This window comes from Desulfocurvus sp. DL1XJH-121, from assembly GCF_054819825.1.
Window position 1 is genome coordinate 1 of sequence record NZ_JBTVWW010000022.1, and the last position, 11,942, is coordinate 11,942.

Sequence of the window (11,942 nt, forward strand, 5' to 3'; positions counted from 1 at the left end):
AAAAGGCGGCCGAGGCGGCCGCCTAGAAATCACCCCGCCAGGGGCGGCAGTGTCAGGTGAATACTATCTCTGTACATCTTGTAATTTAATTCTTGTGATTTCTCTGAATAGCCTATCCTTAACGCGTACGGCCCCGTTGTTGTTATCGATAATATCTTTTTTTATAAGGCTGTTTAGCATGCTTTGCGATGCTCCAATCAAATCTATTCTATCCATGTATACTAGTTGACACATTATTTCTTTTATATTTGAACTAATACTACACAGAGAGATTGCTTCAAATATTATTTTCTCTTCATTAGATAAGTCTTCATATAAATGTTCAAAGAAAATACCAGACTCGTTTACAGACCTGCGAATGGCTTCATTGATCAGGCTTTCTTTTTCCCCATCAAGCTTAATTATTTCGTAAATATGGTGGCATAAAAGTGTTGATAGGTATGGCTGCCCATTTGTGAGTGCGTGAATTTTATTAATCGTTTTGGTTGTAAACGAGACATGAGAGTCCATGAGGCAGGATGCAACAAGCTCCTTTAATTGCGTTTTGCTAAAATTCTGTAGCTCAAAAATATTAGAGCTTGATGCTTTTGTTATATAGTCTGTGTTAGAGTTCCATGTTCGTAGCGAGGGTTTACTTAGTGATGCTATGAAGTGGTATTTTGCTGTGACTTCTGGCGGAATGATAAATTCCATTAAATTTTTAGGAATGGATTCAGACGAGTAAGCGATATGGAAATCATCAATGATAATGACCGGGATGATTCCTTTTGTATTTAACGCCTTTATTGTTTTAATTAAAATAGAGCTGTTGTCATTTGTAAATATCTGATCTAATGGTACACTTGCTTCAATAAATGGAAACTTTATCTTTAATCCAGATTTTTTAAGAGTGTTGACAATTATTTCTTTAATTTGTGGCTTGCTTTTGTCAAATCCCAATATCATTTTGTTGATTATTCCATTAATATCCTGCTCGTCGGAAATGCTATGCAAAGTGTTGTAAGAGATTGCAAACCTCTCTCTCTTGGCAAGAGATTTAGCTATATCCCGTAGATGGATCGTCTTTCCTTGGCAATAGTCACCAGCAATAAGATGACATTGCGGAGTACTTTTGTGTGTTATCTCTTGTGCTGCTAGTATTTTTTTGAGGACAGGAGTTCTGTCTGTGATGGTTTGAGATGGTGAAGCTCCTGGACTTGATGCGAAAGGGCTTGATTCATATTCTTGATTTGTTTTTTCAATAATTTTAGATATGATTTCTACTTTGTCAGCAATTTCTTCTATAGGGTCTTCTTCAGACCCTTTGTTTATATATAAATATTCGCTATAGTTTTGTGCTACTTTATTTATGTCTTCCATGTCTGCGTTTCCAGAAATGAACAGTATGTGAGAGTCTGGGTAGTTATCTTTGACAAATTTACTTAGGATAAATCCTCCTTTGTTATTGATAATTTTTTTTGCATTAACGTATGGAATCTTGATGTCAATGATGTAAATATCATGTTGCATCGATTGCATCTGAAGTATTGCTGTGTTTGCGTCATAGTGTATATCTATGCTGCTTGACAATTCCAACAGCTGTTTTCTACACTTCTCTACGAAGTCTTTATTGTCGTCAGCAATCATTATATTAAAAGTCATTAGATCTCCCTACTACCGCTTATAGTCGCTGTCGCTCCTGATTTTTCATTATTATAGATATTTATTTTGAGATTTAATTTCTTCGATATCTGCTTTGCAATGTATAGACCTGACCCTTCATGATTTTTTTTTGTTGTCGTTCCTTCGTCAAATACTGAGTTTAATATTTCTTTTTGGATGCCAGGACCATTGTCTGTTATCGCAATTGTGAAATCAGACTCGTCACTTTTAGCCTGAATTACAATTTTTGATTCTTCTTGTGATGCATCAATAGCATTTTCAATTATTTGTGTTATTATAGATTTGAATAATGTTGTTTCTGTCAATATACTTCTGTCGTCTTTGTCTTCTATAAATACTATATTCTTATTGTCGTATAAATCTAATGTATTACTTATAAGCAAATTGATTTTAATTTGCTGTACTTCAGGATTGTACTTCATTTTAGATAGTGATTCTATCTTGTTAATAGCCCTGTCAAGGGCATGGCGTGACCCCTTGCTGTTCGCAATCGAAAAAGTAAGGTTTTTTAAATCATGCCTAATGTCTTTAAGTAAGATATTCGTCGTTTCAGGAGTCATCAGTGATTGAATAGTTCTGTTAATTTTGTTCATGTATTGTGTAACGTTCTTGTAAATTACATAATCCCAATCCCCTTTCTTAAGCTTATTTATTAAATCTAAAAAATTTACTTCTGATTTATTGATGTTATCAGATATTTCTCTCTCGTAGTGCATAATAATATTGAAGATAGTATTTCTAGACAAGAATGTTGTTTTTTCGAATTCTGATTCAATAACACCATGATTATTTCGAGATGGACCCATAGATAGCAATCTGTCTTTTATAGACATAAAGTCTTTATTCAATTGATTTGTCGATAACGATGCTCTTAGTTTTAGTAATTCGATCTCAGATAGCTTTAAAATATAGTTATGAAAGTCATGTATATAGTCTTTTAAAATTGAATTTGGTATATTTGATTTTTTTATGTATCTAATAAAATCATCGAAAGCTTCTTTTGCTTGCTGCTCTCGTGATGACGTGATATTATTTGTCCTATGTCTAGTTTTATCGTTTGAATTCTTAGATAGTATTTCGACTTTGTCGAATAATTCTTTGAGGTCTACGTCTTTTACTACATATGCATCTGCGGCTATAGACTTCATATCATGCTGAAATGAATCATACGCAGTATTTAAAATAATTGGAGTATCATGGCCTGCATCTCTTATATATCGAAGGATGTCCAGCCCTGATATTTCCACTCCAAGTTTAATGTCGAGTATTACTACATCTGGATCATAAATGTTGAAGCTTTCTAGTGCATTGGCTCCATCGTTCGTTTGAACTTGATAGCCAAGGCTTTCAAGTTCTTCTCTGTAAAGCATTCGACAATGTTTTTCGTCGTCAACGACCAGTATTTTTGTTTTACGCATAGTTTTTTATAGGCATGTTTATTCACGTTTTCAAGTAGATATTAGTGCCATTAGTGTTAGGAATGGGTTAGGAAAAAGAAAAAGGGCTTCAGCTAACAAGCTGAAACCCTTTAGTTTTCTGTGGCGGAGAGGGTGGGATTCGAACCCACGTATGGGCTATGAACCCATAACTCGATTTCGAGTCGAGCGCGTTACGGCCGGACTTCGCTACCTCTCCGCTTGGACGCCCGGAGGCGAGGGCATTATTTAGGGGAAAACGCGACGGGTTGCAAGGGGCAAGATCGAACCCGCGCGCCCTCCCCTCCGACGGACGCGTTTCTACGCCGCCCCGCCCCGCTCCACGGCTTCGCCCGGGGCCTCCTCAAGCTCCGCAGTCAAGGCCCGCGCCGTGGCGCACACGATCCTGCGGCATTCACCCATCTGGTCCTTCTCGCCGAACCCTTTGCACAGCGCCGCGCAATTGGTCGTGCCATGCTCCGCCAGGAACCAGTCCCGCAACCCAGCCCCCAGCGCGGCCGGGCGCTCCCAGCTCGCCCCGGGCTCGGGCCTGCGGTACAGGTGGCCGATGACGATGAACGCCCCGCTCAACGCGCCGCAGGCCTCCTGGCTGCTGTTGCCGAACCCGCCGCCGAACGCCGTGGCGTGGGCCACGGCCTCGGCCGAATCCTGGCCCAAGGTTTCCAAAACCGCCCTGGCCACCGCCTCGGCGCAATGATAGCCCGCTCCGAACAAATTCCCGGCCAGGTTCGCGGCTGCGCTTCCCTTTCCATTCATGGCCATGTCGGCACCTCCAAATAGAATTTGCTCAGGCTATTATTTACGTCTATCAATCGTGTCCAACGATTAATCCCGATGGGCATCATCGCCCGACGCGATCAGGAGGGAAAACCATGGAAATGCGGCGTCTGATGACCTTCAAGGCCGTGGCCGAGCGGTTGAACTTCACCCGCGCGGCCGAGGACCTGCATCTGGCGCAGTCCTCCGTGTCCGCGCAGATTTCGTCCCTGGAGGAGGAACTCGGCGTGCGGCTTTTCGACCGCATAGGCAAGCGCACCCTGCTCACCGAAGCTGGCGAGAAGCTCCTGCGCTACGCCCTGCGCATGCAGAGCATGAGCGAGGAAATCCGCGCGGAACTGTCGGAGTCCGACGAGCTTGCGGGCGCGCTGACCATCCGCACCCCGGAGACCGTGGCCTCGCAGTACATGCCCGAGGTCGTCGAGCGGTTCCTGGCCGAGCATCCCCGGGTGGAGCTCAACTTCATCAACTGCGACGACGTGCGCCTGCGTGAGGAACTCAACTCCGGGCGCATCGACCTAGCCTTCCTGCTCACGGATTCGGTCAACCAGTCCAACGTGACCGTGGACATGCTGCGGGCCGAGCCCCTGGCCCTGCTGGCCGCGCCGGGGCACCCCCTGGCCGCCAAGGGGCGCATCGGCTCGGACGACCTGAACGGGCAGACGCTCCTGCACCTGCGGGTGGATTGAAGCTACCGCCGTGCGTTCGGGCGGTCGCTCGAAGAGGAACATGTGACGGCGCGCACCCTGGTTTTTTCCAGCGGAACCGGCCAGCGCCAATGCCTGCTGCGCGGGCTCGGCCTGGCGTTGCTGCCGCGCCGCGCCGTCCGGGAGGACGTGGCCGCCGGGCGGCTGGTGGAGCTGGACTGGCCCCCCGCCCCCGCCGAAACCATGCTGCTGATGATCTCCCAGGCCGAGCGCTGGCATTCGCCCCTGATGCGCGCCTTCATGGCCCTGGCACACGAGATGGTCGCGGAGTGAACGCCGCGCCGCGCCGCCCTACGCCCCCCGCACGATCTCGAAACAGCGGAGCCCGTCCGCATCCGGCCCGGCGGACCGGAACAGGCATTTCTCCAGGACGCGGATAGAGGCGGCATTGTCCTCCGACGCCCGGGCCCGGACCCTGGCGACCCGGGGGTCGGCAAAGGCATTGCGGACCAGGGCCCCGGCCATCTCCGTGGCGTAGCCCAGGCCCCGGCTGCCCGGCATCACGGAAAAGCCGATCTCCACCTCGCCCGCGCAATCGGGCGGCCCGAAATACCCGCAGCCCCCCACGAGCAGGGCCCCTTCGCCTCCGTCCGGAGCCAGGGCGTACCAACCGTACCAGCCCTCGGCCTCCGGGCCGCCGTCGCGCAGACAGCGCTGGAAATACTCCTGGGCGTCCCTGTCGTATTCCCCGGGCGGCCAACCCGGCTCGACCCGCGCGCGCAACAGGTCGGCCAGGCGTTGCGTCGATTCCAGCTCGGCGGCCAGATGGTCCAGCCCGGCGGGCACCAGTTCGAGACGGTCCGTGATCAAGCGACGGGGGTCCAAAGCAGGCATCGCGTTCCTCCTGTGCGGGTCCATGGCCCGGCGACGGACAACCTCTACTCCTTATGCGCCCGCATTCCAACAGGAGAGCGTCCCGTCCGATGCGAAACCTCCCCGCCCCGCACGAATCGGGGCCGGGTCTTGCGACCCGGCCCCTTTCATCACGCCCCGTCTCCCACCGGAATGGAAAATCGAATATCCCGCCTCAGTCCCGCTCCAGGCGCAGGGCCTTGCCCGTGCAGCCCGTGACGCAGGCCGGGTCCAGGCCCGCCTCCAGGCGGTCCAGACAGTAGTCGCACTTCACGGCCTTGCCTGTGCCCGGATGCATGACCATGGCCCCGAAGGGACAGGCCTCCACGCACGCGCCGCAGCCGTCGCACAGCTCCAGGTTCAGGAGCACGAGCCCGTCGTCCGGGCGCTTGGCCAGCGCGCCCGTGGGGCAGGCGGCCACGCACTCGGGCTTCTTGCACATCAAGCAGGGCTGGTATTTGTTCTTCAGCACCGGACGGCCGTCCTTCTCCACCACCTCCGAGAAGAGCTTGTTCAGGCTCACGCCCACGGGGATGCGGTTCTTCTGCTTGCAGTGCACAAGGCAGGCGTGGCAGCTTATGCAACGGTCCTTGTTGAACTTGATGCGGTATTTGTTGGCCATGTCGCTCCTCCCTCGGTGCTGGTATGAACCGGTATCACGTCCCTGGTATCAGCCCCGGCCCCGGGGTGGAACACCCAACGCGATACTTGTGATTTAAATCACAAAGCCCGTATTTCAATTCACCATCGCTTTCATAGCATATACTGAATCCTGGAGGCCAATCTTTTCCTTCTTTGCTGTACAAAAAAGACCAGTTTCGTGCTAGGGTATCTAAGCCCAAAACCAGCCGGAACGGAGGAAAACCATGCAGGACAAGGCCCCCCATAGCGACAAGGTCATGAGCATCTGCGGCATGTGCACGGTGCGCTGCCCCATCCAGGTGGACGTCAAGGACGGCAAGGCCGTGTTCGTGCAGGGCAACCCCCACGCGGCCGGCATCGCCGGATCCCTGTGCGGCCGGGGCGCGGCGGGCATCGCCCTCACCGAGGACCCCGAGCGCCCCCAGTACCCCATGATCCGCGACGGCGAACGCGGCTCGGGCAAATGGCGCAGGGTCGGCTGGGACGAGGCCTTCCGCCACGTGGCCGACAAGCTCGCGGACATCCAGGCCCGCCACGGCAAGGAGTCCGTGCTCTTCTCGGATAGGGGCGGCCCGTTCCGCGACTTCCACCGCGCGTGGCTCAGGGCCATCGGCACGCCCAACTACAACAACCACGACTCGGCCTGCGCTCGCAACGTGCAGAACTCCGCCCTGTCCCTGTTCGGATTCGGCCGCAAGGGCATGGCCTACGACTTCAAGAACTGCAAACACCTGGTGCTTCAGACGCGCAACATCTTCGAGGCCATCAACGTGGCCGAGGTCAACAATGTGCTGGACGCGCGCGACGCGGGCTGTCGGCTGACCAGCATCGACGTGCGCGCCTCGGTCACCGCGGCCAAGTCCGACAATTTCTTCCTGGTCCGCCCGGGCACGGACTACGCCTTCAACCTGGGCGTGATCCACACCCTGATCCACGAAAATCTCTACGACAAGGCTTACGTGGACAAGCATTTCAAGGAGTTCGACGCCCTGGTCGAATTCGTGGAGCCCTATTCCGCGTCCTGGGCCGCCCTGGAGACCGGGGTGGACAAGGACGCGCTGGTGGCCTTCTGCCATGAGCTGGCCGAGGCCGCGCCCTCGGTGCTCTGGCACCCGGGTTGGATGACCGCCCGCTACTCCGACTCCTTCTACATGTCGCGCACCATCTACATCATCAACGCCATGCTCGGGGCCGTCGGGGCCAAGGGCGGGCTGCCGATCATGAACAAGCCCGGGGACGTTGGGGCCAAGGGCCTCAAGTCCTTCATGAACCTCTTCCCCAAGCCCGAGGCCAAGCGCGTGGACGGCGTGGGCTGGATGCCCGGGCGCACGCACTTCGACGCCGGGCCCGGGCTGGTGCACCTGGCCTACGAGGCCATCGACACGGGCGAGCCCTACCCCATCCGGGCCTACATCGCGCACCGCCACGACCCGCTCATGGCCTTCCCGGACAAGGAAGACGTCCTGAAGCTCTGGGAAAAGCTGGAGCTGCTGGTTGCCGTGACCTTCTCCTGGTCGGACACGGCCTGGAACGCCGACGTGGTCCTGCCCCTGTCCCCGTACCTGGAACGCGACTCGGTGCTGGCAACCAAGAACGGCCTCAAGCCGTCCTTCATCCGCCGCGCCCGGGCCATGGAGCCGGTGTACGACACCAAGGCCGACTGGGAGATCTACGCGGGCCTGGCCAAGGCCATGGGCATCAAGGAACTGGCCTATGAGCGCATCGAGGACGTCTGGAACTTCCAGCTGGAGGGCACGGGCGTGACCCTCGAGGACTTCGCGGCCACGGGCCTGGTCTCCCTGGCCGACAAGCCCCTGTACCGCGACATGGACACGTTCGAGTTCAAGACCCCCTCGGGCAAGATCGAGATCCTGAGCGACAAGCTGGAGGCCGACGGCCAGCCGTCCCTGCCGCCCTACCAGTCCCCCGAGCGCCCGCCGCAGGGGCGCTACCGCATCACCTTCGGGCGCTGCGGCCTGCACACCCAGGGCCACACCGTGAACAACCCCCTGCTCCACGAGCAGCGCCCGGAGAACGAACTCTGGATCAACACGGCCGAGGCCAAGCGCCTGGGCGTCCAGAGCGGCGACACGGTGCGCGTGAGCGCCAACGGGCACTCGGGACAGATCAAGGCCCTGGTCACGGACTTCATCCATCCCGAGGCCGTGTTCATGATCCACGGCTTCGGCCACACCCTGCCCTGCGAGTCCCGCGCCCTGGGCCGGGGCGTGGCGGACAACCAGCTGATGCCCAAGGGCATCCGCAAATGGGATCGTTCCGGCGGAGCCATCTCCATGCAGGAACACTTCGTGAGCGTGGAAAAGGCCTAGCGCAGCACTCAGACCGAAGAACAAAAAACGGTCCCGCGGGAACTCGCGGGGCCGTTTTCCATTCGCCCGCCTGGACAAGCCGGGCGATACGGGCAAGACTTCCAAAGCATGGAACCGAACGCCTCGCAATCGCACGCGGCCGCGCAGCCCTCCCGTCCCCCGGGCATGGCGGGCGTGACGGCCTGGACCCTGGCCGGGGCCTCGGGGCGGGACTACGCCTTTACTGTCCACGGGCGCGGCGCGCGCTTCAGGGCCGTGGGCGCGGTGTTCGTCCTGGGCTACCTGCACCCCAGGGGCCATCTGGCCGGGTTCGTCCTGCACCCGCTGTACGTGGGCCAGACGTCGGACCTGGCCCGCACCCTGGCCGCGCCCCCGCACGGGGACTGCCTGCGCGCGCAGTGCTGGAACTGCGTTTGCGCCCTGGCCACGGGCGCGGGCGAAGACGAACGCCGGGACGCGATGCTGGACCTGCTGGCCGCGCACCATGCGCCCTGCAACCCGTAGGCGTCAATCCACGAACGCCAGGAACTCCCCGTAGCCCTCCTCGCGCATGCGCTCGCGGGGAACGAAGCGCAATGCTGCGGAATTGATGCAGAATCGAAGGCCAGTGGACGCGGGGCCGTCCTCGAACACATGGCCGAGGTGGTTGTCGCCGCGCAAGGAGCGCACCTCGGTGCGCGGGGCGGCCAGGGCGGGGTCCTCGCGCAGGGTGATGTTGCCCTCTTCCAGAGGCCGCGCAAAGCTGGGCCAGCCCGTTCCCGAGTCGAACTTGTCCGCGGAGCTGAACAGGGGCTCGCCCGAGAGCACGTCCACGTAGATGCCCAGGCCGCCGCTGTCCCAGAATTCGTTCTCAAAGGCCCTCTCGGTGCCGCGCTGCTGCGTGACCTCGAACTGCAGCGGGGTCAGGATGCCGCGAATCTCGCCTTCGGCCGGCTTCACATACTCGCGCCAATGGGAATCCTTGCTCATGCTCCCTCCGGACGGATCATCATCGGGTTGTATTCGGGTCTATTCCTGGCTAGACTGACCACGTTCACGCAGAAGAAGTCAACTCCAAGCGCATTGCGCCCAAGGCCTCTCCCGTCCCCGCCCCGTGCGACAATTCCAGATTTACATTTTTGCAACTCAATCTGCTTTTTCCGTATTTATTTTTCACATTTTTCGTAATTCTGAACGTTTTCAACTAGGCCCGTAAAAGTTACTTGCCTGGAATTGCGGTACTTATTTCCTATGGCACGCAATTTGGTAGGTTCTGCGGAGCACTTAAGCGGCCCGTCCGCACCCGGTACACACGCCGCCACAGGCGGCCGTCAACACCTTTCAAGGAGTGAGATGATCATGAGCGGCAACATGTCCCGCAGGGACGCCATCAAGGCGGTCACCACCTACAAGCCCGAATCCGCCCCCCTGAATTTCGCCGAGACCAGCGCCAGCGAGATATTCGGCAGCAACGTCTTCAACATGAAGGTCATGGAGGAGCGGCTTCCCAAAAGTGTCTTCAAGTCCATCAAGAAGACCATCGAACGCGGCGAGCACCTCGACCCCTCCGTCGCCGACACCGTGGCCGCCGCCATGAAGGACTGGGCCGTGTCCAAGGGCGCCACCCACTACACCCACGTTTTCTACCCCCTGACGGGCCTGACCGCCGAGAAGCACGACAGCTTCCTGTCCCCCGACGGTGAGGGCGGCGCTATCGCCGAGTTCTCCGGCAAGCTCCTGATCCAGGGCGAACCCGACGCCTCCAGCTTCCCCTCCGGCGGCCTGCGCGCCACCTTCGAAGCCCGCGGCTACACCGCCTGGGACGTGACCAACCCGGCCTACATCATGGAGAACCCCAACGGCACCTTCCTGTGCATCCCCACGGCCTTCGTGTCCTGGACCGGCGAGGCCCTGGACAAGAAGACCCCCCTGCTCCGCTCCAACCAAGCCCTGAACACCCAGGCCCAGCGCGTGCTGAAGATCTTCGGACACGCCAATGGCGACCGCGTGAACTCCTTCGCCGGCCCCGAGCAGGAATACTTCCTCATCGACCGCAACTTCTTCTTCGCCCGCCCCGACCTGCAGCTCACCGGCCGGACCCTGTTCGGCGCCAAGCCCGCCAAGGGACAGGAGCTGGACGACCACTACTTCGGCGCCATCCCGAACCGCGTCCTGTCCTACATGTTCGAGGTCGAGCGCGAACTGTTCAAGCTGGGCGTGCCCGTCAAGACCCGCCACAACGAGGTGGCCCCCGGCCAGTTCGAGATCGCTCCCGTGTACGAGCAGTCCAACCTGGCCACCGACCACAACCAGATGGTCATGACCACCCTGAAGAAGGTCGCCAAGCGCTACGGCATGGTCTGCCTGCTGCACGAGAAGCCGTTCGCCGGCATCAACGGCTCGGGCAAGCACCTCAACTACTCCATTGGCACCAAGAGCCTGGGCAGCCTCTTTGATCCCGGCGACACCCCGCACGAGAACATGCAGTTCCTGGTGTTCTGCGCCGCCGCCATCCGCGCCGTCCATCTGCACGGCGACCTGATGCGCGCCGTGGTGGCCACCGCGGGCAACGATCACCGCCTGGGCGCCAACGAGGCCCCGCCGGCCATCATGTCCGTCTACCTGGGCGAGCAGCTGGCCGACATCTTCGAGCAGATCAAGTGCGGCGCCTGCAAGTCCTCCAAGACCAAGGGCATGCTCACCGTGGGCGTGGACACCCTGCCCCCGCTGCCCATGGACGCCGGCGACCGCAACCGCACCAGCCCCTTCGCCTTCACGGGCAACCGCTTCGAGTTCCGCGCCGTGGGCTCCAACCTGTCCATCGCCGGTCCCCAGGTGGCCCTGAACACCATGATGGCCGAGTCCCTGGACTACATCGCCACCGAGCTGGAACAGGACCTCAAGGGCGGCCCCCGCACCAAGGCCAAGCTCAGCGAGGCCGTGCAGAAGCTCCTTCAGGACATCATCACCAAGCACGGCTCCGTGGTCTTCAACGGCGACGGCTACGCCGACGCCTGGCAGAAGGAAGCCAAGAAGCGCAAGCTGCCCAACCTGAAGACCTCCGTGGAGGCCCTGCCCGTGCTGACCACCCCCGCTGTGGTGAAGATGTTCGAGAAGTACAGCGTGCTCTCCGCCCGCGAGCTGGAAAGCCGCGAGGAAGTCTTCTTCGAGCAGTACAACCAGCACGTCCTGACCGAAGCCCTGTGCTGCATCCGCATGGCCAAGACCATGATCATCCCGGCGGCCGTCCGCTACATGGGCGAGCTGGCCGCCACCTGCGCCAGCCTCAAGGCCATCGGCCACGACTACCGCATGGACGTCCTGGAGCTGGTCACCGCCAAGCTGCGCGGCATCAAGGTCGCCGTGGCCAAGCTGGAGGAGCAGGTCAAGGTGGAGAAGGCCGACGCCAAGGCCCAGGCCGCCTTCACGTGCAAGGAGATCCTCGGCGGCATGCTGGAAGTGCGCGAGTACGCCGACGCCCTGGAGGAAGTGGTGGCCGACGACGAGTGGCCGCTGCCCTCCTACCAGGAGATGCTGTTCATCAAGTAACGGCGCCT

At 57.4% G+C, this 11,942-nt stretch carries 9 protein-coding genes, 1 tRNA gene and 2 pseudogenes; 4 read left to right on the top strand and 8 right to left on the bottom strand.

What is annotated here, in order from left to right:
• Nucleotides 1-63: 63 nt before the first annotated feature.
• From ACYYG1_RS13900 to ACYYG1_RS13920, 5 genes and pseudogenes are all read right to left on the bottom strand, one after another.
• Nucleotides 64-1,641: a response regulator transcription factor gene (locus tag ACYYG1_RS13900; protein ID WP_461210931.1), complete on the bottom strand. Its 1,578-nt coding sequence runs from the start codon at nucleotides 1,639-1,641 to the stop codon at nucleotides 64-66.
• The gene (locus ACYYG1_RS13905; protein ID WP_461210982.1) at nucleotides 1,641-2,495 is read right to left on the bottom strand and encodes a sensor histidine kinase; all 855 of its coding nucleotides are present in this window, start codon (nucleotides 2,493-2,495) and stop codon (nucleotides 1,641-1,643) included. The genes ACYYG1_RS13900 and ACYYG1_RS13905 overlap by 1 nt, the downstream gene beginning before the upstream one ends.
• A 240-nt stretch (nucleotides 2,496-2,735) precedes the next feature.
• Nucleotides 2,736-3,080 (bottom strand): annotated as a pseudogene (locus tag ACYYG1_RS13910) (response regulator); the annotation flags it as partial.
• A gap of 121 nt (nucleotides 3,081-3,201) precedes the next feature.
• Nucleotides 3,202-3,297: transfer RNA gene (locus ACYYG1_RS13915), tRNA-Ser, on the bottom strand.
• 101 nt (nucleotides 3,298-3,398) lie between these two features.
• Nucleotides 3,399-3,860 carry a C-GCAxxG-C-C family protein gene (locus ACYYG1_RS13920; RefSeq protein ID WP_461210932.1) on the bottom strand — a complete coding sequence of 154 codons (462 nt, stop codon included), beginning with the start codon at nucleotides 3,858-3,860 and terminating at the stop codon, nucleotides 3,399-3,401.
• A 128-nt stretch (nucleotides 3,861-3,988) separates the two neighbouring features.
• Between ACYYG1_RS13920 and ACYYG1_RS13925 the strand changes: the two are divergent.
• A pseudogene (locus tag ACYYG1_RS13925) lies at nucleotides 3,989-4,855 on the top strand (LysR family transcriptional regulator).
• An 18-nt stretch (nucleotides 4,856-4,873) separates the two neighbouring features.
• Here the strand turns inward: ACYYG1_RS13925 and ACYYG1_RS13930 are convergent.
• Both ACYYG1_RS13930 and ACYYG1_RS13935 read right to left on the bottom strand, forming a co-directional pair.
• Entirely contained in the window at nucleotides 4,874-5,416 is a 543-nt protein-coding gene (locus tag ACYYG1_RS13930) for a GNAT family N-acetyltransferase (protein WP_461210933.1), read from the bottom strand.
• Nucleotides 5,417-5,609: 193 nt separating this feature from the next.
• Nucleotides 5,610-6,056: a 4Fe-4S dicluster domain-containing protein gene (locus tag ACYYG1_RS13935; protein WP_461210934.1), complete on the bottom strand. Its 447-nt coding sequence runs from the start codon at nucleotides 6,054-6,056 to the stop codon at nucleotides 5,610-5,612.
• A gap of 244 nt (nucleotides 6,057-6,300) precedes the next feature.
• On the opposite strand from ACYYG1_RS13935, the gene ACYYG1_RS13940 reads away from it, so the two are divergent.
• Both ACYYG1_RS13940 and ACYYG1_RS13945 read left to right on the top strand, forming a co-directional pair.
• Nucleotides 6,301-8,406, top strand: coding sequence for a molybdopterin-dependent oxidoreductase (locus ACYYG1_RS13940; protein WP_461210935.1), 2,106 nt, complete (start codon nucleotides 6,301-6,303; stop codon nucleotides 8,404-8,406).
• A gap of 108 nt (nucleotides 8,407-8,514) precedes the next feature.
• On the top strand, nucleotides 8,515-8,910 hold the full coding sequence (locus tag ACYYG1_RS13945; protein WP_461210936.1) for a hypothetical protein: 396 nt from the start codon (nucleotides 8,515-8,517) through the stop codon (nucleotides 8,908-8,910).
• Between the two features lie 3 nt (nucleotides 8,911-8,913).
• Here the strand turns inward: ACYYG1_RS13945 and msrB are convergent, their stop codons facing one another.
• Complete coding sequence (gene msrB, locus ACYYG1_RS13950) at nucleotides 8,914-9,375, bottom strand: peptide-methionine (R)-S-oxide reductase MsrB (RefSeq protein ID WP_461210937.1); 462 nt, start codon at nucleotides 9,373-9,375, stop codon at nucleotides 8,914-8,916.
• 369 nt (nucleotides 9,376-9,744) lie between these two features.
• On the opposite strand from msrB, the gene ACYYG1_RS13955 reads away from it, so the two are divergent.
• A complete protein-coding gene (locus ACYYG1_RS13955; protein ID WP_461210938.1) occupies nucleotides 9,745-11,934 on the top strand; it encodes a glutamine synthetase III family protein in 2,190 nt (729 codons plus the stop codon).
• Nucleotides 11,935-11,942: the final 8 nt, after the last annotated feature.

What these genes read in the sequence shown, in the direction of transcription:
- ACYYG1_RS13955 (WP_461210938.1), top strand. Translation starts at nt 9,745, where the DNA reads ATGAGCGGCAACATGTCCCGCAGGGACGCCATCAAGGCGGTCACCACC.
- ACYYG1_RS13940 (WP_461210935.1), top strand. Translation starts at nt 6,301, where the DNA reads ATGCAGGACAAGGCCCCCCATAGCGACAAGGTCATGAGCATCTGCGGC.
- ACYYG1_RS13900 (WP_461210931.1), bottom strand. Translation starts at nt 1,641, where the DNA reads ATGACTTTTAATATAATGATTGCTGACGACAATAAAGACTTCGTAGAG.
- ACYYG1_RS13935 (WP_461210934.1), bottom strand. Translation starts at nt 6,056, where the DNA reads ATGGCCAACAAATACCGCATCAAGTTCAACAAGGACCGTTGCATAAGC.
- ACYYG1_RS13905 (WP_461210982.1), bottom strand. Translation starts at nt 2,495, where the DNA reads ATGTCTATAAAAGACAGATTGCTATCTATGGGTCCATCTCGAAATAAT.
- ACYYG1_RS13945 (WP_461210936.1), top strand. Translation starts at nt 8,515, where the DNA reads ATGGAACCGAACGCCTCGCAATCGCACGCGGCCGCGCAGCCCTCCCGT.
- ACYYG1_RS13920 (WP_461210932.1), bottom strand. Translation starts at nt 3,860, where the DNA reads ATGGCCATGAATGGAAAGGGAAGCGCAGCCGCGAACCTGGCCGGGAAT.
- ACYYG1_RS13930 (WP_461210933.1), bottom strand. Translation starts at nt 5,416, where the DNA reads ATGCCTGCTTTGGACCCCCGTCGCTTGATCACGGACCGTCTCGAACTG.
- msrB (WP_461210937.1), bottom strand. Translation starts at nt 9,375, where the DNA reads ATGAGCAAGGATTCCCATTGGCGCGAGTATGTGAAGCCGGCCGAAGGC.